The sequence below is a fragment of the Streptomyces sp. NPDC092296 genome, assembly GCF_044755465.1.
In the GTDB taxonomy this organism is placed as follows: Bacteria; Actinomycetota; Actinomycetes; order Streptomycetales; family Streptomycetaceae; genus Peterkaempfera.
On record NZ_JBIVRB010000006.1, the window covers coordinates 34,559 to 57,992 of the forward strand.

The window sequence follows — 23,434 nt, forward strand, 5'->3', positions numbered from 1 at the left end:
CCACGCCATGGCACCGACTGCGGCGGACTCCGCCCAAGGGACCGACGCCCGGTTCAGCCATCGCGAGATCATGGTCGCGATGAGCGGCCTCGTCATCGCGATGCTGCTGGCGATGCTGGACAACATGATCGTAGCTCCGGCACTGCCCACCATCGTGGGTGACCTGGGCGGGCTGAACCACCTGGCCTGGGTGACCACCGGCTACATCCTGGCGTCCACCGCCGCCACGCCCATCTGGGGCAAGCTCGGTGACCTCTTCGGCCGCCGCTCGACCTTCATCGCCTCCATCGTGATCTTCCTGCTCGGCTCGGCGCTCTGCGGCATGTCGCAGAACATGGGCGAGCTGATCGGCTTCCGCGCCCTCCAGGGCCTGGGCGCCGGCGGCCTGATGGTCGGCGTGATGGCGGTGCTCGGTGAGATGGTGCCGCCCCGCGACCGTGGCAAGTACCAGGGCGTGATGATGGCCGTGATGCCGGTCGCCATGATCGGCGGCCCGCTGGCCGGCGGCTTCATCACCGACAACCTCAGCTGGCGCTGGGCCTTCTACGTCAACCTGCCGCTGGGCGTCGTCGCCCTGGGCGTGTGCTGGTTCACCCTGGCCAAGCTGCCGCGCGGCACCGGTCGCGCCCGGATCGACTGGACCGGCGCCGGCCTGCTGACCACCTGGATCACGGCCCTGGTGCTGATCACCAGCTGGGGCGGCACCCAGTACGACTGGGCCTCCGCGCCGATCATCGGCCTGGCGGTGCTGACCATCGTCGCCTTCCTCGCCTTCGTGGCCGTGGAGCGCCGCGTCGACGAGCCGATCATGCCGCTGTCGGTCTTCCGCAACCGCAACTTCTCGCTGGCCGGCGCGCTCAGCTTCATCTCCGGCTTCGCGATGTTCGGCGGCGTGACCTTCCTGCCGCAGTTCCAGCAGTTCGTCCAGGGTTCCTCGGCCACCAACAGCGGTCTGCTGCTGATGCCGATGATGATCGCCGCCATGGTGTTCTCGGTGGGCGGCGGCGCCGTGATCAGCAAGACCGGCCACTACCGGGCCATGCCGATCATCGGCAGCGCGCTGATGGCGGTCGGCCTCGGCCTCTTCGCCACCATGGGCACCGACACCTCGCGCGGCACCACCTCGCTGTACATGGTCGTCCTCGGCGCCGGCATGGGCTGCCTGATGCAGACCACCATGCTCATCGCGCAGAACAGCTCCCCGGTGCGCGACATCGGCGCCGCCACCGGAGCCGCCACCTTCCTGCGCAACATGGGCGGCTCGCTCGGCGTGTCCCTGCTGGGCGCCATCTACACCACCACCCTCACCCACTCCATGACCACCCACGGCGGCGCCGGCGCCGCCTCGGGCGGCGCGGTGTCGCAGATGACCCCGGAGGCGCTGAAGGCCCTGCCGGAGGCGGCCCGCGCGCTGTTCCAGCGGGCGGTCACCGACGGTATCGACGCCATCTTCACCTGGGGCGCCGTCATCGCGGCCATCGGCCTGGTGATCTCCCTGTTCATCCGGCATGTGCCGCTGCGGGGCTTCAGCAAGCCCGCCGCCGCCGAGCCGGCCCGCGACCCGGAGCCCACGCCCGCGCCCGCCCAGAGCTGAGCCGCCCAGAGCTGAGCCTGACGGCCGCAGACCCTGACGGAAGCAGAGCCGAGCCGGACGGCCGCGGCGGGGGGGGGGGCCCCCCCCCCCCCCCCCCCCCCGCCCCCGGCTCGCGCCCCCGCCGCCCCCCCACAGCGGCGCCCCCCTGCGCTGAGCGGGACGGGGGGGGGGCCGGGGGCCCGCCCCCCCCCGCCCCCCGGCCGCCGCGTTCTGCTGCCCGCCCGGCCGCCGGCCCGGCGGACGGCCCTCTAGAGTGGGGGCATGGCTCCGGAGGAGGGGGCGGTACGGGTCGACAGCTGGATCTGGTCCGTACGCCTGACGAAGACACGCGCACTGGCGGCCGCGGCCTGCCGCGCCGGCCATGTCAAGGTCAACGGGGACCGGGTCAAACCGGCCCACCCGCTGCACCCCGGCGACGAGGTGCGACTCCAGCACGACGGCCGCGAGCGGATCGTCATCGTCACCCGCCTGGTCCGCAAGCGGATCGGGGCCGCCGTCGCCGCCGAGTGCCTCATCGACAAGAGCCCCCCGCCGCCGCCGCGCGAGCAGGCCGTGGTGGTCGGCCTCCGGGACCGTGGCGCCGGCCGCCCCACCAAGCGCGAACGGCGCGACCTGCAACAGCTGCGCGGCCGCTGAGCCCTGGCCGAAAGCCGCCCCTTTCCGCCCCGGCGGCCGCGCGGGAGACCCCGCCCCCTCCGCCGCCGTGACACCGGGCAGTACACCCTTTCCGGCTGCTGGTGCAGCCGCTGCGTCTCGGCTGCGGGTCCGTCGTCAGCTGCCTGGGCGGCCCCGGTGCGCCATGCGACGCAGAGCGTTCGGTCCGGGCGTCGGTCTCCTTGGGTGGTGACTCGGCCGCCGTACCGGGTAGCAGCCGCTGAGCGGCTCCGCACCTTCTCCCGTCCCATCGACCCACTGACGCCACCCGAAGGGCTGACCCATGTCCGCACACCTCCTGCCGACCGCCGGCCGCCGGGTGAGCCCGGTCGTCGCGCTGCTCGCCCTGGGGACGCTCGCCGGATGCGCGGCCGACACCGGGGCGCGGCCCGCCGCCGCTCCCGGCGCCGCCGCGACGCTCCGCGTCCAGCCGGACGGGACGCACGGCGCCGCCGTACCCGCCCCCGCCCGGCCGGCACTGCCCGCCCGGGTACCCGGGCTGGGCCCGGCGACCCGGGCCCGGGTCCCCGCGCAGGCCCGGCAGGTCCTGGTGGTTACCGGCAGGGCCGCGGACTCGGCCGACGCCACGGCGGTCCTGTGGACGCGTACCGGCCACGGCTGGCGGCCCGGCGCCGCCTGGCCCGCCCACAACGCCCTGCACGGCTGGAGCCGCGACCACTGGGCGGGCGACCTGCGCTCACCCATCGGCGTCTTCACCCTCACCGCCGCCGGCGGCCGGCTCCCCGACCCGGGCACCGGGCTCCCGTACAGCCGCTCCCGGGCCTTCTCCACCGGGGGCACCGGCTTCACCGGCGAACCCCTGGCGGGCTCCTTCGACTATGTGGTGGCCATCGACTACAACCGGGTACCGGGCACCTCGCCGCTGGACGCGGCCAAGCCGCTGGGGGCGTCCCGGGGCGGCGGCATCTGGCTGCACGTCGACCACGGCGGCCCCACCCACGGCTGCGTCAGCCTCACCAAGGACCGGATGAAGCAGCTGCTGCGCGCCCTGAAGCCGGGGCAGCACCCCGTCGTCGTGATGGGGGACGCCCACTCGCTGGCGTCCTGACCGGGCCCGGCGGCCAGGACGGCTCGACCACCGGTCAGGAGCGCGCCCGGCCGCGCGGGGCGCGGGAGGGAACCGGGATCAGGCCGCCGGATGCATCCGCCGCCGTACGCCGGCGGCCAACTCGGCGGCCAGCTCGGCGGCGGCGGCGATGCCGGCCGCTCCCGGGGCGTCGCGGAGGCGTCTGATCAGCTCCGAGCCGACGATGGCGGCGTCCGCGATCCGGCTGAGCTGAGCGGCGTGGTCGGCGGTGGAGACCCCGATGCCGACGCCGATCGGCAGCAGCGGCGCGGCCTCGCGCAACCGGTTGATGAAGGCGGGCAGTCGGGGGTTGAGCGGGCCGCAGTGGCCGGTGACCCCGCCGACGGCGGGGGCGTAGACCATGCCGCTGCTGGCCGCGCACACCTGGGCCAGCCGGGCGTCGCTGGCGTTGGGCGCGGCCACCAGGATGGTGTGCAGTCCGTGGTCGCGGGCGGCTTCCAGCCAGGGCCCGGCCTCGTCCACCGGCAGGTCCGGCAGGATCACCCCGGCGGCCCCGGCGTCGGCGAGGTCGGCGGCGAAGCGCTGCGGACCGTAGCGGTCGACGGGCTGCCAGTACGTCATGGCGACCAGCTGGGCGGGGGAGGAGGCGGCGAGTTCGCGCACGATGCCGAAGAGATGGCCGGTACGGAAGCCGGCCCGCAGCGCCTGGACTCCGGCGGCCTGGATGGTGGGGCCGTCCATCACCGGGTCGGAGAACGGGATGCCGATCTCCAGGATGTCCGCGTGCCGGCCGAGCGCGTACAGCGCGTCCAGGCTCGTGTCCAGGGTCGGATAGCCGGCCGGGAGGTACGCCGCGAGCAGCGCCCTTCCCTCGGCGCGGGCGGTGCGGAAGGCCCGGTCCAACTCGGTGGCCGCGACCGGACGGGCGGGTGCGAGGGTCATTGTCATGATCGGGTGCCCCGGCCGTCAGGCGGAGGCGGGTGCGCGGCGCGGTCGCGGCAGTGCCGGGGCACTGTGGAGGAGGTCGGGCACGGTCATCAAACTGCTCCAGACTGCTGGGAGCCGCCCGGGGGCGGCAGGGGTGGGTCGGTGTGCACCGCGGCTCGCGGCCCGCGCCGGGGCGCCGCCGGTGTGGGGCGGCACCGCGGTCTCCGGCGACCGGGCGGGCCGATGAGCTCGGGCCCGCGTCGTGCGGCGGGGTGTCCCGGGCTTGCGCGTACGGGCGATGCCCACGGTCAACGACGGCACCCGCCCCCCGGACACGGGGTGTGTCGGGCTCATCGCGTCGGCCACGGCCGGCCCCGCCCGCGCGGGGCGATGCCCCTGCTCAACGACAGCCCCCACTCCCCGGACACGGGTCCTCCGGCGGGGTGTTTCCAAGGGGGTTTCCCCGGTCGGGGGCGCGGGAAGTCGGGGTCTGCGCAGGGGCCTGACCGGCGGGGAGTGTGCACCGTGGCCGGGTGGTTGACCGCGCCGTTCTCCATGCCCCGGGGCGGCCGGATGTGTCTCCCGGGACGGGGTTTCTCCCGGCAGGGGCGGGAGAAACCCCGCACCTTGGTGGCGGCCCGCGCGCTGCGGGGTGTGCACCTCGGGTGGGTGGTCGGCCGCGCCGCCGGGCGGTGGGTGGTCGGTCGTCTGCGCATGTGTCTCCCGGGTGGGTGTGTCCCCGACAGGGGCGCGGGGGACCACGCGAGAAGCCCGCAGCTACGTGGGGCCCGCTGGACGCGAGTGTCCAGCTCGGCGGGTGATTCGCTGCCCTACCCGTCGGAAACACCCGTTCGGATGACGCCCAGGCCGGTCGCGCCGAGCGCGGGTTCACGCCGTCGGCGTACCGGCGTCCGGAACCAACTGCCCCGGAGCTGCCAGGAGTTGGTCCGATCCGGCATGATGGCGATCATGCAGGGGGTGCCTGCACCGGACGGAGGAGAACCTGTGGGTACGGAGTGGGAGTCCACCGTGGCGGAGCGGCTCGACCCGACCGTGGCGCACAACGCCCGGGTCTGGAACTACTGGCTGGGCGGCAAGGACCACTACCTCGCCGACCGCACGGTGGGCGACCACGTCTTCCGGATGTTCCCGGGCATCGTCCAGGTGGCGCGGGCCGACCGGGAGTTCCTCGGCCGCGCGGTGCGCTATCTGGCCGACACGGCGGGCATACGGCAGTTCCTGGACATCGGCACCGGACTGCCCACCGCCGAGAACACCCATGACGTCGCCCAGCGGGTGGCCCCGGAGTCGCGGATCGTCTACGCCGACAACGACGCCCTGGTGCTGGTCCACGCCCGCGCCCTGCTGAGCAGTACGCGGGAGGGCGCCACCGACTACGTCGACGCCGACATCCGCGACACCGCCCGGCTGCTGGAGGCCGCCGCCGAGACGCTGGACTTCGAACAGCCGGTGGCGGTCATGCTGCTGGGCATCCTGAACTTCGTCCTGGACACCGCGGAGGCGCAGCGGGTGGTGGCCGAGATCATGGCGGCGGTGCCGTCCGGCAGCCATCTGGTGATCACCCACCCCACCCTGGAACTCGGCGGCGAGGAGAACACCAAGGCGATGCGGTTCTGGAACGAGAACGCCAAGCCGCCGATCACCGCGCGTAGCGGTGCGGAGATCGCCCGATTCTTCGACGGTCTGGAGATCCTGGACCCGGGCCTGGTCTCCTGCGCGCTGTGGCGGCCGGATCCGGTCGACGGCGGGGAGGCTCCGGTGCAGGTGGCGCAGTATGCGGCGGTCGGCCGTAAGCCCTGATCACCTGGGCGCGACACCAGGGCCACCGCCGGTCGGGAGCGGTGGCCCTTGGCATGTTCTGTCCAGGTTCGCCACTGTGCGTGCTCTGGATGACCGTGTGCAGAAAGTCGTGTCATGTCTCTTGCCAATCGCTCGAACGGTCGTCGAAACTCTGCATGGGAGCGCTCCCATTGGCACAGAGAGTCCAGCAGAGCCCATCCGCCACCCCGGAAGGCACAGCATGAAATCTCCTCTACGCAGCGTCGCCCTGGCGGGCGTCGTCGCCCTCGGTTCGATAGGCGCCTTCGTCACCACCGCCCTGCCCGCCCAGGCCGACACCAGCATCTGCGCCGCGTACGGCAGCTCCATCCAGGGCAGCTACGTGGTGCAGAACAACCGCTGGGGGACCAGCGAGGCGCAGTGCATCAACGCCACCAACGGCGGTTTCCAGGTCACTCAGGCGGACGGTTCGGTCGCCACCAATGGCGCGCCCAAGTCGTACCCGTCGATCTACAACGGCTGCCACTACGCCAACTGCTCCCCGGGCACCAAGCTCCCCGCGCAGGTCAGCTCGATCAGCAGCGCCCCCAGCAGCATCTCGTACACCTACGTCAACAACGCGGTGTTCGACGCGGCGTACGACATCTGGCTCGACCCGCAGCCCAAGACCGACGGTGTGAACAAGACCGAGATCATGATCTGGTTCAACCACGTCGGCTCGGTGCAGCCCGTCGGCTCCTCGGTCGGCTCGGCCACCGTCGGCGGCCGCAGCTGGACGGTGTGGACCGGCAACAACGGCGGCAACGACGTGATCTCCTTCGTGGCCCCGTCGGCGATCCCGAGCTGGAGCTTCGACGTCAAGGACTTCATCAACGCGACCGTCAGCCGCGGTCTGGCCCAGAACTCCTGGTACCTGACCAGCGTCCAGGCCGGGTTCGAGCCGTGGCAGAACGGCGCCGGCCTCGCGGTCAGCGGGTTCTCCTCGACGGTGAACGTCGGCGGCTCCGGCTCGACCGGCGGCAGCACCACCGGCGGCAGCACCACCGGCGGGAACACCGGTGGCAACACCGGTGGCAACACCGGCGGCACCACCGGTGGGAACACCGGCGGCACCACCGGTGGCAACGGCGGTACGACCAGCGGTTGCAAGGTCACCTATGACACCAACTCCTGGCCGGGCGGCTACACCGCCAATGTGACCGTCGCCAACACCGGCTCCACCGCGATCAGCAACTGGAAGCTCGGCTTCACCCTGCCGAGCGGCCAGACGGTGACCAGCGCCTGGAACGCGACCGTGTCGCCGACCAGCGGAGCCGTGACCGCCACCCCCGCCGCCTTCAACAACCAGATCGCGGCCAACAGCAGCCAGTCGTTCGGCTTCCAGGGCACCTACTCCGGGTCCACCTTCACCAAGCCGACGCAGTTCTCCCTGAGCGGGACGACCTGCTCGGTGGGCTGACCCGGCAGCAGTACGCACCAGCACGCACCAGCGCCGGTAGGCGCAGAGGCCCGGACCGCCCGGTGGCGGTCCGGGCCTCGTGCCGCCGCACCACACCCGCCCCGCGTAACGGCCGGACGGTCTGAGAGGATGGATCATGACCACGACTGCGACATTCGGTGTTGTCGGCGGCGGCTGGCGGGCGGAGTTCTTCGTCCGGCTGGCGGCCATGCTCCCGGACCGGCTGACCCTGGTCGGCGCGGCCGTCCGCCGCGCCGAGAGCGTCGAGCCCCTCAGCCGCCGGTGGCAGGTGCCGGTGTACCTCTCCCCGGAGGAACTGGTCGCCAAGCAGCGGCCCGACTTCGTCATCAGCAGCGTCTCCTGGGACGCCAACCCCGAGATCGTCGCCACCCTGGTGGAGAGCGGCGTACGGGTCCTCAGCGAGACCCCGCCGGCCCCGGACGCCGACGGGCTGCGCCGGCTGTGGGACCGGGTGGGCGGCAGCGGCGCCGTCCAGGTCGCCGAGCAGTACCTGCTGATGCCCGGCCACGCGGCCCGCCGGGCGCTGGTCGAGCGCGGCGTGATCGGGCAGCCCACCAGCGTACAGATCTCCTCCACGCACATGTACCACGCGGTGTCGATGATCCGGGGCCTGCTGGGTGTCGGCCTCGGCCCGGTGTCCGTCTCCGCCTCGCGCTTCACCGCCCCGCTGGTCGACCCGCTGACCCGGGACGGCTGGACCGGCGACGACACCCCCAAGGAGGCGGCGACCACGCTCGCCACCCTGGACTTCGGCGGCGGCGCGTCGGGGCTGTACGACTTCACCGACAACCAGTGGCACAACCAGCTGCGCCTGCGCCGGATCACCATCCGCGGCAGCCACGGCGAGATCGCGGACGACACCGTGGTCCGGCTGGCGGGGGAGCGGACCATCACCCGGTCCGCGCTGCTGCGCTCGCAGCTCGGCTACGACCTCAACCTCGACGGGTACGACACCGAGCACATCACCTTCGACGGCGAGGTGGTCTACCGGAACCCCTTCGTCGGCCTGCGGCTCATGGACGAGGAGATCGCCATCGCCTCGATGCTGCTCGCCACCGGCGCCTGGGCCCGGGAGGAGGGTCCGGCCCCCTACCCGCTGGCGCAGGGGTGCCAGGACCACCTGGTGGCACTGGCCGTCGAGGAGTCCGCCGCCAAGGGCGAACGGGTGGTGACCGGCGTCGAGCCCTGGCACGGCGCGGCCGGGGTCGAGTAGCGGCTACCCCGCTCGGGGAGCGGCGGCCGGCACCCGGAAGGGCCGGAGGAGGCAGCCCCGCCTCCTCCGGCCCCCCGGCCACGGCCCGTCACCCCCTGGGGGGTCCGGCGGGCGCGATCCGCGCCGCCGTGTCCCGCGCACCGTCCGCCCGCCGACCGACCCGCTCCCGGGGCCGCTGGGCGGGGGTCTCCGGCGCGCCGGGCGCCTCCCGCAGGCCGAGCTCTTTCTCCAGGCCCAGCTCTCTCTCCAGAACGGCGATGCGCCGCCGCCGCTGGGCCTCCCGGAAGCTGCGCTCCGCCTCGGTCGAGTCCGGGCGGCCCATGATCACCAGGATGGCGCAGCGGTAGACGAGATGGACGGGCAGCAGCAGCGGCCAGACCAGTCCGGCCACGAACGCGGTGACGGCGGTGGACTCCTGGCTGACGGCGCGGAAGCGCTCGGCGGGGTCCTCGCCGGGGAAGTGGCGGTTCTCCTGCGCGATGATCCTGGCCCGCTCCCGCATGTAGAGGTAGCGGGCGTAGCACAGGGCCGCCGCCAGGTAACCCACCACGGAGGTCACTAACGTCATACCTGCTGTCACGGGACCATCCACCTCTTCCTGGTCTGCCCCTGCGGCCCCCGCCCCCGCCGGGCCGTCCGGCCGTGGCGGGTCCGGCTCCTCGGCGGGACGTGCGATCCGCCGTCGTGCGGCGCCGGGGCGGGTTTCCGGCGCCGGGGCGGGGACCACCGCGCCGCCGCCACTTCGTCGGACCCGATACCACGCGCGTAACCCGAGGTGCCCGGCTGAAACCCCCGGCCCCGCTCCGCTGCTGCCTCCGCCGGCGGTCGGCCGCCCCGGCGGGCTGCCGGGGCCGGTGCCCGTCGCAGCGGCCCAGCCGCTCCAGGTCCGCCCGCATCGCCGCCGCCCGCATCACCACGGCCCGCAGCGCCATGCGGCCGCCAGGCCGGCCCTTCGTACCCGTCTCCACGCCCGGACGCTGCCGACGGCCCGCAGCGCGACCGCAGGCCGGTGCCCGTGATCGCGGCGGGTGGTCGGCCCGGCGTTTCCGGGCTCCGGCCGGAAGGTCTGCCAGAGTGGTACCCGAACCGGGCAGTGCGCTTCCGGTCCCCCGCTCTCGGAGGCACGCATGCCGATCCGCCTGGCCACGGTCCTGCTCACCGCCGGTGCCGCCGTGCTGCTCTGCCCGGCTGCGGCCGGGGCGACCACCGTCGTCGGCGCGGGCAACGGCACCTCCGACAACAACTGCCTGACCGTCACCGGCCGCACCACGCGGGCGTGGGCGGCCGGTGACGGCGGCGGTGCGGGCGGCCTCGCCGTCTCGCTGCCCGGCAGTGTGCCGACCAACCAGTGCGGCAACCTCGGCATCGGGGACACGGCGGACGGCCGCACCGCCGGCCCGGTGGGCGAGACCCTGCACGGCCTGCTCCAGGCACTCAAGGGCGAGAAGTAGCGTCAGCTCACCTGGGCGCCCCCGTGGTCGGCCGGCCGGCGGGCCGGGCACTGCCGGGTGCGATCCCGGCGGCGAGCCGGCCGCGCCGGTCCAGCCGGAAGCTGACCACCAGCACGCCGAGCGCCACCAGCCCCACGCAGAGCGCCGCGTAACCGATACCGGACCGGCCGCCCAGCGAGAAGCCCAGCGCACCGATGGCGCCGCCCGCGCTGATCCCGATGTAGATGGTCGACTGGTGCAGTCCGATGACCAGCGGCGCCGACTGCGGCGCCGCCGCCGTGACCCGGATCTGCTGCGGCACATTGACCATCCAGTGCAGCATGCCCCAGCAGAGCACCAGGACCACCGCGCTCGCCATCGAGGTCGCCAGCAGCGGCACCACGGTCACCGCGACGGTCAGCAGCGGGGCCACCCAGACGATGATCCGGCCGGCGCCGTAGCGGTCGGTGAGCCGGCCGACCAGCAGATTGCCGCCGACCGCGCCGATGCCGAAGCAGAGCAGGATCAGCGAGGCACGGCCCGAGTCCCCGCCGGTGGCCGGACGCATCACCTGGTCCACGTAGTTGTAGACCGTCCAGCTCATGGTCAGGCAGAGCAGGGTGGCGGCCAGCGTGGCCACCACCCGGACGTCGGACAGCGGCGCCAGCCGCACCCGCAGCGTGGTCCTCGGCTGGCCGGGAAGCGTCGGCACCGCGAGCGCCACCCCGGCGACGGCGACCAGCCCGAGCCCCGCCACCAGCCACAGGGCGGCCCGCCAGCCGGAGTTGGCGCCGAGCCAGGCGCCCAGCGGCAGGCCCAGCACGATGGCGGTGGTCAGCCCGCCCACCACGAAGGCGGTGGCCCGGCCGCGGCGCTCCTCCGGCGAGATCGCGCGGGCCACCGCCAGCGCGTTCGCCGTGTACATCGAGGCACCCGCCCCGGCCACCACCCGGCCGGCCATCGCCCAGGGGTAGTCGACGGCGACGGCCGTCAGCGCGTTGCCGACCGCGAAGACCAGCAGCGAGCCCAGCAGGATGCGGCGCGGCGCCCGGTTGCCGAACGCGGCGGCCAGCAGCGGCCCGCCCAGCGCATAGGCGAGCGCGAAGGCGGTGATCAGCCAGCCGGCCGTGGTGCGGGCGACCCCGAGGTCGCGGGCGAGTGGACCGAGGATCGGGGCGATGACGAACGTGTCCACACCCATCGCGAAGTTGCCGACGGCCAGGACGATCAGACGCAGACGCACAGGACTTCCCTTCACAGCGGTAACGGGCTCCCCGGCCGGCTCAGCGGCGGCGGGGAAGGATTTCGGTCCGGGCCGGTGCACCGGGCCCGGGGCGCTCACCGGCTCTCGGCGGGCAGCGGCGGGACGGTGTGGGTCAGCCGGAACAGGTTGGCCGGGTCGTGCACCGCCTTGACCGCCGCCAGCCGCCGATAGGCGGCCTCGCTGTACGCGGAGCGGATTTGCGCCTCGTCGGCGGAGCTGTCCAGGAAGTTGAGGTACCGCCCGCCGGTGCCGAACGGCTCCAGCCGGTCCAGCAGCCGTTCCGCGTACGCCACCCCGGCCGCCCCCGGCCCCCCGGCCGGACACAGGAACAGCAGGTACGCCGCGTCCCGGTTGGAGACCGCGCTCGGCACCCGGGGCGGCCGGGCCAGCGCCCCGCCCAGATGGCGCAGCTCCACCAGGCCCACCGGGCAGCCGGTGCCCGGACCGGCCAGGCCGAGCAGCGCGTCCACCGCCTCCGCGTCCAGCGCGCCCAGCATCATCGTCCGCTCATGGAAGGCATACGGCTCGGTCGGATCGGCGTAGATCGACGCCACCTCGGAGTACGGCAGGTCGCGCAGCGAGTCCACGACACGCGGCCCGAGCGCCCGCAGCGGCGCCACCAGCCGCTCGCCCGCCGCCACCGGCCCCACGTACGCGATCCGCACCGCGACCCGGAACCGCCCGCGCAGCTCGACCGGCAGCCCCGGGGCGTCCGGGTAGCGGATCAGCGCCACCGAGGAGGTCAGCTCCTCCGGCGCGGTCGCCGTCCACTCCCGCCAGGCGTGCAGCACGGCCGGTGCCAGCGATCCGTCGAAGATCAGCGTGCCGCCGTACAGCCGCTCGACCTCCAACAGGGCGATCTCCATCGAGGTCACCACGCCGAAGTTCCCCTTGCCGCCGCGCAGCGCCCAGAACAGGTCGGGCTCGCTCTGCGCGGTCACCTCGCGCAGCGTGCCGTCCGCCGTCACCAGGTCCAGGCCCACCACATGGTCGGCGGCGTAGCCGAAGGTCCGGCCCAGCACGCCGAGTCCGCCGCCGAGGGTGTAGCCGACCGCGCCGACCAGCGGGGACGAGCCGTTGAGCGGCGCGAGACCGAAGCCGGCGGCCTCATGGATCACCTGCTCCCAGCGGGTCCCGGCGCCCACCCGCGCGGTGCGCCGGACCGGGTCTATCCGCACCCCGTCCATCCGGTGCGTGGTGATCAGCACCGCTCCCTCGGCGGAGCGGACCTGGCCGTGGCCGGTCGCCTGCACCGCCACCGGCAGCCCGTGCCGGGCCGCGAACCGGACGGCCGCCCGGACGTCGGCCGGTCCGGTGGCGCCGACCACCACGGCGGGCCGCTGCTCCAGCAGCAGGTTGAACCCCGCGAGCTCCTCCGTGTAGCCGAGCTGACCCGGCGTCAGGACGGGCCCGCGAACCCGGTCGGTCGACTCGGTCGGCACACTGTCGAGAGGGGAGGCGATCAGCACGGCGCGAACTCCTTGTGCACGGTGGGGCGTTGACGGCACCCAGCCTTCCGTCGGCCCGCCGCGCCACCCATCCCGCAGCTTCGGGGTCCGCGGCCGGGCGCACCCCCCGCCCGCAGGGGACCGCCGGCCCGCCATCCCCCAACTGAGGGGTGGTGGCGCCGATCCGGGGACCGGAGAATCGCCCCATGGGGATGACCGCAACAGCCGCCCGCACCCGGGGCGAGATCACCGCCGCCGCGCGGAGCGCGCCCGACGCCCTCGCCGTGTTCGCCGCCGCCTCGCACCGGCTGCGCCGCGCCGTGCCGTTCGACGCGGCGGTCTGGCGGGCCACCGATCCGATCACCGGGCTGATGACCGCCCCGATCCGGGTCGAGAACCTCAGCGACGAGGGGTGCGCCGTCTACTGGGGCTGCGAGCTGCTCGAAGGCGACGTCAACCTCTTCCACGAACTCGCCCGCGCCCCCGTCCCGGTCGCGGGGCTGCGCGAGGCCACCGGCGACCTGCCCCGGCGCAGCAGCCTCTACCGCGAGTTCATGCAGCCGCGCGGGCTCTCCGACGAACTGCGGGCCGTGCTGCGGGTCGGCGGCCGCTCCTGGGGGCAGATCAGCCTCTTCCGGCGGACCGGCGCCCCCGCCTTCGACACCCGGGAATCCGGGCTGGTCGGCAGCCTCACCACCCCGCTCGCCCACCGGCTGCGCTCCTTCGCGTCACCGCCGGTCCGCCCCGAGCCGGGCGCGCCGTACGGCCCGGGGCTGCTGCTCTTCGACGAGCACGGCACGCTGCTCTCCGCCAACGACGAGGCCCGCCGCCACCTGGCCGAATTGCCGGACACCCCGGCCACCGGGACGGCGCTCGGCCTGCGCGTCCCGGTGTGGGTGCACTCCACGGCGCTGCGCGCCCGCGCGGTGGCGGACGGGCGCGCCCACGGCGCCTCCCGCATCCGGCTGCGCGGCCGGGGCGGGACGTGGCTGGTCTGCCATGCGTCGTGCCTGCGCCAGGCCGACGGCTCGCTCGGCCCGTCGGCGGTGGTGATCGAGACGGCGTCCGTCTCCGAGGTGACCCCGCTCATCGTCGAGGCGTACGAGCTCTCCGACCGCGAGCTGGAGATCACCGAGCTGATCGCACGCGGGCTGGGCACCGCCGAGATCGCGGACCGGCTGCACATCTCGGCGCACACCGTGCGGGACCACATCAAGGCGGTGTTCGAGAAGGTCAGGGTCGGCAGCAGGGGGGAGCTGGTGGCCCGGTTGTTCACCGAGCACTACCTGCCGCTGGGGGAGCACCGGGTCCAGCGGATCTGGGACGGCCGAGCCTGACCCTCCCGAACCACCCGTCAGCCCCGACCGCCCATCAACCCCGACCGCCCAGCAGCCCCGACCGCCCAGCAGCCCCGGTCCGCCACCGCTGAGGGTGGCCCCGGCCGGGGTGGTGGTCCGGCGGGGGCCGGGCGGTCAGCGGCAGGCCGGTACGGGGTCGGGGGCGCTGTCGAAGCGGTTGGCGGGCCGCTCAAGACCGTAGTGCTCGCGCAGCGTCCGGCCGCCGTACTCGGTACGGAACAGCCCCCGCTCCTGGAGGATCGGCGCCACCCGGTCGACGAAGACGTCCAGCCCGGAGGGCTGCACGGCCGGCATCACCTTGAAGCCGTCGGCGGCGCCGTGGCGGAACCAGTGCTCGATGGTGTCCGCCACCTGCACCGGGGTGCCGGCGAAGGTCCGGTGGCCGCGCCCGCCGCCGAGGCGCCCGATCAGCTGACGCGCCGTCAACCGCTGTCGGCGGGCCAGCTGCACGATCAGCGTGTACCGGCTCTTGGCGCCCTCGATCCCGTCCTCGGTGGGGAGGCCGGCGGGCAGTTCGGCGTCCAGGTCCAGCTCATCGGGGGCGAGCCTGAGCAGCGCGGCGAGCTGCCGCTTGGCGTACTCGGGCCGGATCAGCCGGTCCAGTTCGGCGTCCAGCTCCCGGGCCTGCGCCTCGGTGTCACCGATCACCGGGACGATGCCCGGCAGGATCTTCACCGTACCGGGGTCGCGGCCCAGGCGCCGCGCCCGGCCCTTGAGGTCGGCGTAGAACGCCAGGGTGGTGTGCGGTACGGCGATATGGGCGCCGCACACCACATGGCGGCCGGCGTCGATGTCCAGCGGGATGTGCGGTCGGCCGGCGCCCCGGGGGCCTCGCGGATCAGTCCCCGGGCGAGCAGGTCGGCGCAGTGGCCGGTGACCGACGCGGGGGACAGGCCGGTGAGCCGGGCCACCGTGCTGCGGGCCACCGGGCCGTGGTCGAGGACCGCGCGGAGGACCAGCCCCGCGCTCGACGCGCGCCGCGCCGACTCCGTGGTGCGGATGTCCGCCCGCCGAATCGGCGTCTGACGGCGTGCGGGCGCCACCCGACGGTCCATGGCTGCCTTCCCGGGTCCGAAGTGACGGTCGAGTCCCGGCTGTGCCGGGACAGCGCCCGGGAGTCCCGGGCGCGCTTCACACGGAAGGCAGACAGATGGCGGTGGCCTGGTACCGAAGGTCCACGTACCGGCGCGAGCTGAGGCCGGACGACTGGTGGACCATGCGGGCGATGCCAGCAGAGCGTCAACCGGCGGCCCAGAGACGCCGATCCGGCCACCCGCTGGGCCGCTGCGCCGCCGGGTGGGGGAGGCCCCTGCCGCCCGTGGGGGTGGTGCGGCGGGGGCCCCGGTGCCGGTTGTCCGGCCGGCACTGCTGGGAATTCGGGGCGGCGGCCCCGGCGGATGTCACTCGGAAGGGTGAATCAGCGGGGGCGCGGTCACCAAATCCGCGTCCGGCGCCTCTTGCCGTACGAAACGCCCTCAGGATCGTTCAGCCCCGCCACCGCAGACCCGTCACCGCACACCCGTCACCGGACCCCCGTCACCGGCACCCCCCGCAAGGAGCGGCCGTATGCGCTACGTCGACCTCGCCGTGATCGTCGTCTACCTGCTCGCCGTCGCCCTGGTCGGCCTGCGCCTCGCCGGGCGGCAGCGCACCGCCCGGGAGTACTTCGTCGGGGAGGGCGGCCTGCCCTGGTGGGCCGTCTGCTGCTCGGTGGTGGCGACCGAGACCAGCGTCCTCACCGTCATCAGCATCCCCGGCGGCGCCTACGCCGGGCAGGCGTTCGGCAATGTCGAGCTGGCCCTCGGCTATGTCGTCGGCCGGGTGGCGGTCGCCACCGTGCTGATCCCGCTCTACCGGCGCGGCGGCTTCGTCAGCGCCTACCAGTACCTCGGGCTGCGCTTCGGGCGGCAGCTCCAGGTCGTGGCCTCGCTCGCCTTCGTCGCCACCCGGCTGCTCGCCGAAGGCGTCCGGCTGTTCGCCGCCGCCATCCCGATCAGACTGCTGCTGGCCGAGTTCGGCCTCCACATCGGCTACCGCGCCATCATCACCGTGCTGACCCTGGTCACCGTGGTCTACACCCATCTGGGCGGCATCAAGGCCGTCATCTGGACCGACGCGGTGCAGATGGCGCTCTACCTCGGTGGCGCGCTGCTGGCCGTGGCCGTGCTCAGCGGGCAGGTGGGCGCGCACGGCTACGCGGCGGCCCTGCACGCCGGCCGGTTCCGGGTCTTCGACGCCGACCTCGGCCCGGTCCATGTGCTCACCAGCCCGTTCGCCCTGCCGACGGCGATTCTGGGCGGCGCGGTCTTCGCCATGGCCAGCCACGGCTCGGACCAGCTGATCGTGCAGCGCATCCTCGCCTGCCGCGACCTGCGGGACAGCAGAAGGGCGATGATCGGCTCCGGTGTTTTCGTCGCCGTCCAGTTCGCGGCGTTCTCGCTGGTGGGCGCGCTGCTCTGGTCCTACCACCACGGCCGGACCTTCCAGGAGCTCGGCCTGCCGAGCAGCGACGGCCTCTATCCCGACTTCATCCTGCACGGGCTGCCCGTCGCCGTCTCCGGCCTGCTGGTGGCCGGCATCCTCGGCGCCGCGATGGGGTCGCTGTCGTCCGCGCTGAACTCCATGTCCAACTCCACCGTCTCCGACCTGGTGCGCGGCTTCGGGCACCGCGCCCCCTCCGACGCCGGGCTACTGCGGCTGGCCAGAGCGGCGACCCTGCTCTGGGCGGCCCTGATGGCGGTCCTCGCCTGCGGCTTCAGCAGCAGCACCGGCAATGTCTACCTCACCGGGCTGACCATCGCCGGCTACAGCTATGGCGCGCTGCTGGGCGCCTTCCTGCTGGGCCGCCTGGTCAAGCGCGCCCGGCAACCGGACGCGCTGGCCGCCTTCGTGGTCACCGTGGCGGTGATGGCCTATGTCGTACGGGTGGTCAGGATCGACGTCACCACGGGCGGCAGCACCGTGCCCACCGCCATCGCCGCGCAGTGGCTGGTACCGATCGGGGTCGCCGTCACCCTGGCCGTCGGCGGGCTGGCGAGCCTACGCCACGGCTCTGCCGCACCGGGGCCGGTCGGCAGCCCACCGGAGCCGGCGGCAGCATCCGCGAGCACGGCAGAGGCGGCCTGAGCAGCGCCGGGCCGACCCCGGCCCCCAGCCCGTCCTGGCAGGGTGGATCGACCCGGCCGACGACGGGTACCCGTACCACGACACCTCGAAGCGGCAGGAGAGACCCGTGCGCGACTACCCCGGGACGATCGTTCCCACCGGCCACATCGAGCCCGTGCCCCGGCGCATCCGGGCCTTCCTCGGCGGCCGGGCGGTGCTCGACACCACGCAGGCCCGCTACGTCTGGGAGCACCCGCACTTTCCGCAGTACTACATTCCGCTCGCGGACGTAGCCCCCGGGCTGCTCATCGACGAGCAGCACACCGAGCAGCCGGGCCAGGGCAAACCGGGCCAGGGCACCGTCCGGCGGTACGGACTGCGAGTGGACGGGACCTCCCGGCCCGGCTGCGCCCGGGTGCACGCCGAGGACGCACCCGAGGGGCTGGCCGGTACGGTCCGGTTCGACTGGGACGCCCTGGACGCCTGGTTCGAGGAGGACGAGCAGGTCTTCGGCCACCCGCGCAGCCCCTACACCCGGGTCGACGCGCTGCGCTCCACCCGTACCGTCCGGGTCGCCCTCGACGGGGTGCTGCTGGCCGAGTCGTCCTGCCCGGTGATGGTCTTCGAGACCGGCCTGCCGACCCGCTACTACCTCGACCGTACGGCCCTCGACTTCAGCCACCTGGTGCCCAGCGACACGGTCACCGCCTGCCCGTACAAGGGACGGACCACCGGCTACTGGTCGGTCCGCACCGGCGGCGCCACCCACCCGGACCTGGCCTGGACATACGACTTCCCGACCCGCCAACTGCTGCCCATCGCCGGGCTGGTCGCCTTCTACAACGAGAAGGTCGACATCACCATCGACGGCCGACCCGTCCCCCGGCCGGACACCGCCTTCTCCGACTGACCCGCGACGGCCGACCCGCAGCGACCGACCCACGGCCGGCTCGGACCGGTCAGCCGCCCGCGCGGCCCGCCGCCGCGGCGTAGGACGCACGGGCCGACAGCACCTCGTCCATGTGCTCGACGGACCACTGCTGGAGCGCCGCGAGCGGTGCATGCAACGACTCCCCGAGGGCGGTGAGCTGGTACTCGACGCGGGGCGGGACGGTGGGATACACCGTGCGCAGCACCAGGCCGTCCCGCTCCAGCGCGCGGAGCGTCTGGGTGAGCATCTTCTCGCTCACCCCGGCGACCCGCCTGCGCAGCGCCGTGAACCGCTGTGTCCCGGCGTCGGCCAGCTCACCGAGGACCAGCACCGTCCACTTGTCCCCGATCCGGTCCAGCATCTCCCGGGACGGACAGTCACGCGCATACGGGTCCCACGACTTCTGCGCGATCTCCTTGGTCATACCCGCCACCACCTGCTCACTCTCCATTGGGTGGCTACCTTACCAAAAGGTTGCCGCTTCCCAATAGAGAGTATGTGTGGTGGACTTTTCCACGGGCGGTCGACCGCCGTCCCCTACGCATTGCGAAGGAGTCTGTGCCATGTCGACAGTCGTCACCGGAGCCACCGGTCACCTCGGCCGCCTCGTCGTGGAGGCGCTGCTGCGCCGTGGGGTGGAACCGTCGGAGATCGTGGCCACCGGCCGCGACATCGGGAAGATCAAGGACCTGGCCGATCGGGGTGTGACCGTGCGCCGGGCCGACTTCACCGACTCCGACAGCCTCACCGCCGCGTTCGCCGGTGCCGAGAAGTTGCTGCTCGTCTCCACCGACGCGCTCGGCAGCCGCACCGACGGCCACCGCCGCGCCATCGACGTCGCCCGCGCCGCCGGTGTCACCACCCTTGCCTACACCAGCATCACCAAGGCCGACTCCGCCCGGATGACGCTCGCCACCGAGCACCGGGAGACCGAGCAATACCTCCAGGCCGGCGGTGCTCCGTTCGTCATCCTGCGCAACAGCTGGTACCTGGAGAACTACACCGGCCAGCTCGCCACCTACCTTGAGCACGGGAGCGTCCTCGGCAGCGCGGGCCAGGGGCTGGTCAGCGCCGCCACCCGCGCCGACTACGCCGAGGCCGCCGCGGTCGTGCTGACCACCGAGGGGCACCAGGGGACGGTGTACGAGCTGGGCGGCGACCAGCCGTTCACGCTCTCCGACCTGGCCGCCGCGCTCTCCGCCGCCACCGGCCGGGAGATCAGCTACACCGACCTCCCGGCCCCGGCGTACGCGGAGGTGCTGACCGGCGCGGGCGTCCCGCAGGGCTTCGCCGAGGTACTGGCCGACGCCGACCTCGGCCTGGCCCGGGGCGAACTCCGCACCGACAGCGGCGACCTGCGCCGCCTCCTCGGCCGCCCCACCACCACCCTCGCGGCGGCCATCTCCGCAGCCTTGGCCGCTCAGCCCACCGCCTGAGCGACCCCGGCCCCGCGACACCACACCCCCCGGGCCCGGCCGTGCCGACGGTCAGGCCCGGGGGAGCCCCGGCCGCTGGTCAGGGCTGGTCAGGGCTGGTCAGGGCCAGTCAGAGTCGGTCAGGGCCGGTAGGGCGGGAAGGCGACCGCCGCCCGCGCCGCCAGTTGCCGCAGGCGGGCATCGTCCATGCCCCGCTCCGGCTGGAGGTCCCGCAGATACCGCCGCAGCTGCTTCGCGGGCAGCACCATCACATCCCCCAGCCGCAGCACCCCGCCGGGCACCGCCGCACCGTGGACCGCGACCACCGCCCGGACCGGCACGCCCAGCGCGACCGCCGCCAGCCCGGCCTCCCACTCCACCGTCCGCAGCGCCCGGTCCTGCGGATACCGCCCGTACCAGAGCGTCCCGTCCCGCAGCTGCAACCGGGACTTCTCCGAGGCCCAGAGCTTGGTGTCGACGTACACCACGCCGGGCGGCCCCAGCACCAGGTGGTCCAGGTTCGCCCGGGAACCGGGGATCGACCGGTCGTGCAGCAGCACCCAGCCGCGCCGCTCCAACGGCGCCAGCAGCCGGGCGGTGCGGCGCTCGCCCGTCGCGCCCACCCGCCAGCTGTTGCGGCCCGGCCGGTAGACCAGCCACACCACCCGGACGAACAGCGACAGGGCGACCACCGCGCCGAACCAGGCGGCCCCGCCGACCGAGGCGGCCCACAGCCCGACCCCCAGCGTCGGCAGCGCCGCCCCCGGCAGCACCCACCGGCCCAGCCGATGCTGCCGGGCCACCTCGGCCGCCCGCTGCTGCCGCCCCCGCCGGGCCGCACTCGCCCCGGCCCCCGCCTTCCTGCCCCGCCCCACCGGCACTGCCACGGTTCCCCTCCCATCCCCGGCCGCCGCCCGCCGGCGCCGCCCCCGCCACCCAGGACAGCACGCCGCCCCGCCACCGCGACAGGTCGCATCGAGGCGCGGCCGGGAACGGGCGGGCGCGGCCGGGCTCAGCCGGTCGGCGCGGGCCGCAGCCCGTCGAAGGCCACGCCCAGGTGACGCGGGCCGCGCAGCACCGCGTTGCGCCGGTACGGCGGCGGGTCCTCCAGCAGCCGGGGCCGCTCCAGCCGGTGGGCCAGCGCGGTCAGGGCGAGCTGTGTCTCCAGCCGGGCCAGCGGTGCGCCGAAGCAGGAGTGGATGCCGCTGCCGAAGCCGAGGTGCTGGTTGTCCGGGCGGTCGGGGTCGAAGCGGTCGGGGTCCGCGAAGCGCAGCGGGTCCCGGTTGCCCGCAGCCAGCATCAGCCGGACGGCGGAGCCCTTGGGGATGAGCGTCCCGGCGACGTCCACGTCGGCCAGCGTGCTGCGCTGCGGCAGGAACTGCACCGGCGGCTCATAGCGCAGCAGCTCCTCGACCAGCGGCGCGGCCAGCGCGGGTTCGCGGCGCAGCCGGTCGAGGATCTCGGGTCGGCGCAGCAGGGTGAGCATGCCGTTGGTGATGAGGTTGACCGTGGTCTCGTGTCCGGCGATCAGCAGCAGCGTCGCGGTGGTGACCAGCTGCACCTGGGAGAGCCGGCCCTCCGGCCCGTGGCCGGCGGCCAGCGCGGAGAGCATGTCGTCGCCGGGGGAGCGGCGCCGTCGGTCGATCAGCTCGGTCAGGTACTGCGCCATCTCGCCGCGGGCCTGCCGGGTGGCGCGCCGCTGCTGCGCGGCGGCCTCCGCCGACAGGTTGGGGTCCAGATTGGAGACCAGGGTCTCGGCCCAGACGTGGAAGCGCGGCTCGTCCTCCCGGGGCACGCCCAGCAGCCGGCAGATGACCGTCACCGGGAAGGGGTAGGCGAAGTCGTCCACCAGGTCGACCCGGTCGCGGCCGGTGAAGCCGTCGATCAGGCCGGCGACGATACGGGTGAGTTCGCCGCGCATGTCGTCGATCCGCCGGGGGCTGTGCGGCGGCCCGAACGGCTGCATGGTGATGGTGCGCAGCCGGTCGTGCTCCGGCGGGTCCAGCCGCAGGAAGGACGGCGCGACCTCGGTCTCGTCCTCGTCGCCCGGTATGGCGGCGGCCTCCGGCGGTGCGTTGCGGGGGTCCACGCTGAGCCGGGGGTCCTGGAGCAGGTTGCGGATCTCCCAGTAGGTGCTCACGGCGTACGAGCCGTCCTGCTGCCGGGCCACCGGGGTCCGGCGCAGCTCGGCGTAGAGCGGATAGGGGTCGGCGCGGTTCTCGTGGTCGAGGATCTGCCGCAGCAGGGTGTCCTGTGCCATCGCGGGGTCCTTGGGGTCGGGCCGGACGGTGTACGGGGGCCGGGGCGGGGTCAGGGCGAGGCGGGATCAGGGCCGGTCCGGGGTGAAGGCGATCCGCTGGTCGGTGGGCGAGTGGCCGGTGAGGGTCACGGTCGGGCCGTGGGTCGGTACGGAGGAGTCGGGGAACCGGGCGGGGACCGGCCGTCCGCCGTCGCGCCCCGGATCGACGCCGGGCGTGTCGAAGGGGAACACGGCGGCCGACTCGATCAGCTGCTGGTAGAAGCCCAGCCATTTCGCCTGGTCGAAGGCGACGGCGGCGATGACCCGCCCCTGGAAGCCGTACACCCCGACGAACCGCCCCTCCGTCAGCGACCCCTGCGCCACCAGGAACTCGGTGCCCATCGGCGGCACGCCCACCGACTTGACGGCGACCCCGAACTGGGCGGACCAGAAGGCGGGCATCCACACATGCGGCCGGCGGTCCGCACCGGCGCTGACCATGTTGTGGGCGGCGGTCCGCGCCTGCGCCACCGCGTTGCCCCAGTGCTCCAGCGACAGGAACTGGTACTCGAAGAGCGGGTGCGGCGAGCGGGCGACGTCCCCCGCGACGAAGACGTCGTCGGTGACGATGCCCTGGACGTCGAAGGCACGGCAGGCCGCGTCGCAGGCGATGCCCCGCCAACCGGCCGCCAGCCCCGACCCGACCAGCCACTCGGTGTTGCGGATCGCGCCCAGCGACACCACCGCCAGCTCCGCGTCCACCGCCGTGCCGTCCGACAGATGGGCCCGCCGCAGCCGCCCGCCCGAGTCGCCCTCCAGCCCGGTCACCATCGCGCCGCACCGCAGATCGACGCCGTACGCCCGCTGCAACCGCGCGGCCGCCTCCCCGACCACCCCGCCCAGCGCGCCCACCAGCGGGGCGGCCCCCCGCTCGACCACGGTGACGGCCAGGCCGCGTTCGCGGCACGCCGAGGCGATCTCCGAACCGGTGAAGCCCGCGCCGATGACCAGCACCCGGCGGGGTCCGGCCGACAGCCGCTGCTCCAACCGGGCGGCATCGTCCCTGGTCCGCAGCAGGAACACGCCGTCCAGGGCGGCCTCCGACTCATGCGGCCACGGCCGGGCCCGGACGCCGGTGGCGATCAGCAGCCGGTCGTACGCCACCTCGTCCCCGTCGGCCAGCAGCACCCGCTTGCCGGCCAGGTCCAGCCCGGACGCGGCGACCCCCAGCCGCCACCGGGCCTCGATCGCCCGGTGGCGGGGGAGCGCCGTGGCGTCGGCGGAGGCGCGGCCGAGCAGGACCTGCTTGGACAGCGGCGGCCGGTCGTACGGCTCGTACGGCTCGTCGCCGATCATGGTGATCGAGCCGGTGAAGCCCTCCTCGCGCAGTGTCTCGGCCGCCCGCAGACCGGCCAGCGACGCCCCCACCACCACGACCCGGCCCTCCCGCCGGAAGGCCGCCAGCGCGGCCCGGTCAGCAGGCACCGGGCACCTCCGTCACCGGCGTCCGGCCGTCCCGATCCGCTCC

19 protein-coding genes and 1 pseudogene are annotated in these 23,434 nt (G+C 74.2%); 11 read left to right on the top strand and 9 right to left on the bottom strand.

Annotation, left to right across the window (positions count from 1 at the left end):
* Positions 1-7 precede the first annotated feature (7 nt).
* The 3 genes from ACIQGZ_RS16590 (at position 8) to ACIQGZ_RS16600 (ending at position 3,317) form a co-directional block, all read left to right on the top strand.
* The gene (locus tag ACIQGZ_RS16590; protein WP_402602449.1) at positions 8-1,594 is read left to right on the top strand and encodes an MDR family MFS transporter; all 1,587 of its coding nucleotides are present in this window, start codon (positions 8-10) and stop codon (positions 1,592-1,594) included.
* A 261-nt stretch (positions 1,595-1,855) separates the two neighbouring features.
* A complete protein-coding gene (locus tag ACIQGZ_RS16595) occupies positions 1,856-2,230 on the top strand; it encodes an RNA-binding S4 domain-containing protein (RefSeq protein ID WP_402602451.1) in 375 nt (124 codons plus the stop codon).
* A 301-nt stretch (positions 2,231-2,531) separates the two neighbouring features.
* Complete coding sequence (locus ACIQGZ_RS16600; protein ID WP_402602452.1) at positions 2,532-3,317, top strand: L,D-transpeptidase family protein; 786 nt, start codon at positions 2,532-2,534, stop codon at positions 3,315-3,317.
* A gap of 78 nt (positions 3,318-3,395) precedes the next feature.
* Here the strand turns inward: ACIQGZ_RS16600 and trpA are convergent, their stop codons facing one another.
* A complete protein-coding gene (gene trpA / locus ACIQGZ_RS16605; protein WP_402602454.1) occupies positions 3,396-4,238 on the bottom strand; it encodes a tryptophan synthase subunit alpha in 843 nt (280 codons plus the stop codon).
* A 954-nt stretch (positions 4,239-5,192) separates the two neighbouring features.
* Between trpA and ACIQGZ_RS16610 the strand changes: the two genes are divergently transcribed.
* The 3 genes from ACIQGZ_RS16610 (at position 5,193) to ACIQGZ_RS16620 (ending at position 8,716) form a co-directional block, all read left to right on the top strand.
* The gene (locus ACIQGZ_RS16610) at positions 5,193-6,044 is read left to right on the top strand and encodes an SAM-dependent methyltransferase (protein ID WP_402602456.1); all 852 of its coding nucleotides are present in this window, start codon (positions 5,193-5,195) and stop codon (positions 6,042-6,044) included.
* A 220-nt stretch (positions 6,045-6,264) separates the two neighbouring features.
* Positions 6,265-7,482 (top strand): cellulose binding domain-containing protein, encoded by a 1,218-nt coding sequence (locus ACIQGZ_RS16615; protein ID WP_402602457.1) that lies wholly within the window; start codon positions 6,265-6,267, stop codon positions 7,480-7,482.
* Between the two features lie 136 nt (positions 7,483-7,618).
* Positions 7,619-8,716 carry a Gfo/Idh/MocA family protein gene (locus tag ACIQGZ_RS16620; protein WP_402602458.1) on the top strand — a complete coding sequence of 366 codons (1,098 nt, stop codon included), beginning with the start codon at positions 7,619-7,621 and terminating at the stop codon, positions 8,714-8,716.
* Between the two features lie 88 nt (positions 8,717-8,804).
* Here ACIQGZ_RS16620 and ACIQGZ_RS16625 read toward each other — a convergent pair whose 3' ends face one another.
* Positions 8,805-9,284, bottom strand: coding sequence for a hypothetical protein (locus ACIQGZ_RS16625; protein WP_402602460.1), 480 nt, complete (start codon positions 9,282-9,284; stop codon positions 8,805-8,807).
* Between the two features lie 559 nt (positions 9,285-9,843).
* On the opposite strand from ACIQGZ_RS16625, the gene ACIQGZ_RS16630 reads away from it, so the two are divergent.
* Positions 9,844-10,167: a hypothetical protein gene (locus ACIQGZ_RS16630; protein WP_402602462.1), complete on the top strand. Its 324-nt coding sequence runs from the start codon at positions 9,844-9,846 to the stop codon at positions 10,165-10,167.
* 7 nt (positions 10,168-10,174) lie between these two features.
* On the opposite strand, the gene ACIQGZ_RS16635 is transcribed toward ACIQGZ_RS16630, so the two are convergent.
* Both ACIQGZ_RS16635 and ACIQGZ_RS16640 read right to left on the bottom strand, forming a co-directional pair.
* A complete protein-coding gene (locus tag ACIQGZ_RS16635) occupies positions 10,175-11,389 on the bottom strand; it encodes an MFS transporter (protein ID WP_402602464.1) in 1,215 nt (404 codons plus the stop codon).
* 95 nt (positions 11,390-11,484) lie between these two features.
* Positions 11,485-12,879, bottom strand: coding sequence for an FAD-binding oxidoreductase (locus ACIQGZ_RS16640; RefSeq protein ID WP_402602466.1), 1,395 nt, complete (start codon positions 12,877-12,879; stop codon positions 11,485-11,487).
* A 185-nt stretch (positions 12,880-13,064) separates the two neighbouring features.
* Here ACIQGZ_RS16640 and ACIQGZ_RS16645 point away from each other — a divergent pair, with 185 nt between their 5' ends.
* On the top strand, positions 13,065-14,195 hold the full coding sequence (locus ACIQGZ_RS16645; RefSeq protein WP_402602468.1) for a LuxR C-terminal-related transcriptional regulator: 1,131 nt from the start codon (positions 13,065-13,067) through the stop codon (positions 14,193-14,195).
* A gap of 135 nt (positions 14,196-14,330) precedes the next feature.
* Here the strand turns inward: ACIQGZ_RS16645 and ACIQGZ_RS16650 are convergent.
* A pseudogene (locus tag ACIQGZ_RS16650) lies at positions 14,331-14,948 on the bottom strand (LLM class flavin-dependent oxidoreductase); the annotation flags it as partial.
* A gap of 834 nt (positions 14,949-15,782) precedes the next feature.
* Here ACIQGZ_RS16650 and ACIQGZ_RS16655 point away from each other — a divergent pair.
* Complete coding sequence (locus ACIQGZ_RS16655) at positions 15,783-17,342, top strand: sodium:solute symporter (RefSeq protein WP_402602470.1); 1,560 nt, start codon at positions 15,783-15,785, stop codon at positions 17,340-17,342.
* A gap of 106 nt (positions 17,343-17,448) precedes the next feature.
* Entirely contained in the window at positions 17,449-18,231 is a 783-nt protein-coding gene (locus ACIQGZ_RS16660) for a DUF427 domain-containing protein (RefSeq protein WP_402602472.1), read from the top strand.
* 49 nt (positions 18,232-18,280) lie between these two features.
* Here the strand turns inward: ACIQGZ_RS16660 and ACIQGZ_RS16665 are convergent, their stop codons facing one another.
* Entirely contained in the window at positions 18,281-18,703 is a 423-nt protein-coding gene (locus ACIQGZ_RS16665) for a winged helix-turn-helix transcriptional regulator (RefSeq protein WP_402602474.1), read from the bottom strand.
* A 112-nt stretch (positions 18,704-18,815) separates the two neighbouring features.
* On the opposite strand from ACIQGZ_RS16665, the gene ACIQGZ_RS16670 reads away from it, so the two are divergent.
* Positions 18,816-19,688 carry an SDR family oxidoreductase gene (locus ACIQGZ_RS16670; protein WP_402602475.1) on the top strand — a complete coding sequence of 291 codons (873 nt, stop codon included), beginning with the start codon at positions 18,816-18,818 and terminating at the stop codon, positions 19,686-19,688.
* A 119-nt stretch (positions 19,689-19,807) separates the two neighbouring features.
* Here ACIQGZ_RS16670 and ACIQGZ_RS16675 read toward each other — a convergent pair whose 3' ends face one another.
* The 3 genes from ACIQGZ_RS16675 to ACIQGZ_RS16685 all read right to left on the bottom strand — a co-directional run bounded on the left by ACIQGZ_RS16675 (position 19,808) and on the right by ACIQGZ_RS16685 (position 23,391).
* Positions 19,808-20,554: a nuclease-related domain-containing protein gene (locus tag ACIQGZ_RS16675; protein WP_402602477.1), complete on the bottom strand. Its 747-nt coding sequence runs from the start codon at positions 20,552-20,554 to the stop codon at positions 19,808-19,810.
* A gap of 125 nt (positions 20,555-20,679) precedes the next feature.
* A complete protein-coding gene (locus ACIQGZ_RS16680) occupies positions 20,680-21,927 on the bottom strand; it encodes a cytochrome P450 (protein WP_402602478.1) in 1,248 nt (415 codons plus the stop codon).
* Positions 21,928-21,993: 66 nt separating this feature from the next.
* Entirely contained in the window at positions 21,994-23,391 is a 1,398-nt protein-coding gene (locus tag ACIQGZ_RS16685) for an NAD(P)/FAD-dependent oxidoreductase (RefSeq protein ID WP_402602480.1), read from the bottom strand.
* Positions 23,392-23,434 lie beyond the last annotated feature (43 nt).

Coding starts and splice junctions, on each gene's coding strand:
- ACIQGZ_RS16590 (WP_402602449.1), top strand. CDS start 8: ATGGCACCGACTGCGGCGGACTCCGCCCAAGGGACCGACGCCCGGTTC.
- ACIQGZ_RS16595 (WP_402602451.1), top strand. CDS start 1,856: ATGGCTCCGGAGGAGGGGGCGGTACGGGTCGACAGCTGGATCTGGTCC.
- ACIQGZ_RS16600 (WP_402602452.1), top strand. CDS start 2,532: ATGTCCGCACACCTCCTGCCGACCGCCGGCCGCCGGGTGAGCCCGGTC.
- trpA (WP_402602454.1), bottom strand. CDS start 4,238: ATGACCCTCGCACCCGCCCGTCCGGTCGCGGCCACCGAGTTGGACCGG.
- ACIQGZ_RS16610 (WP_402602456.1), top strand. CDS start 5,193: ATGCAGGGGGTGCCTGCACCGGACGGAGGAGAACCTGTGGGTACGGAG.
- ACIQGZ_RS16615 (WP_402602457.1), top strand. CDS start 6,265: ATGAAATCTCCTCTACGCAGCGTCGCCCTGGCGGGCGTCGTCGCCCTC.
- ACIQGZ_RS16620 (WP_402602458.1), top strand. CDS start 7,619: ATGACCACGACTGCGACATTCGGTGTTGTCGGCGGCGGCTGGCGGGCG.
- ACIQGZ_RS16625 (WP_402602460.1), bottom strand. CDS start 9,284: ATGACGTTAGTGACCTCCGTGGTGGGTTACCTGGCGGCGGCCCTGTGC.
- ACIQGZ_RS16630 (WP_402602462.1), top strand. CDS start 9,844: ATGCCGATCCGCCTGGCCACGGTCCTGCTCACCGCCGGTGCCGCCGTG.
- ACIQGZ_RS16645 (WP_402602468.1), top strand. CDS start 13,065: ATGGGGATGACCGCAACAGCCGCCCGCACCCGGGGCGAGATCACCGCC.
- ACIQGZ_RS16655 (WP_402602470.1), top strand. CDS start 15,783: ATGCGCTACGTCGACCTCGCCGTGATCGTCGTCTACCTGCTCGCCGTC.
- ACIQGZ_RS16665 (WP_402602474.1), bottom strand. CDS start 18,703: ATGGAGAGTGAGCAGGTGGTGGCGGGTATGACCAAGGAGATCGCGCAG.
- ACIQGZ_RS16670 (WP_402602475.1), top strand. CDS start 18,816: ATGTCGACAGTCGTCACCGGAGCCACCGGTCACCTCGGCCGCCTCGTC.
- ACIQGZ_RS16680 (WP_402602478.1), bottom strand. CDS start 21,927: ATGGCACAGGACACCCTGCTGCGGCAGATCCTCGACCACGAGAACCGC.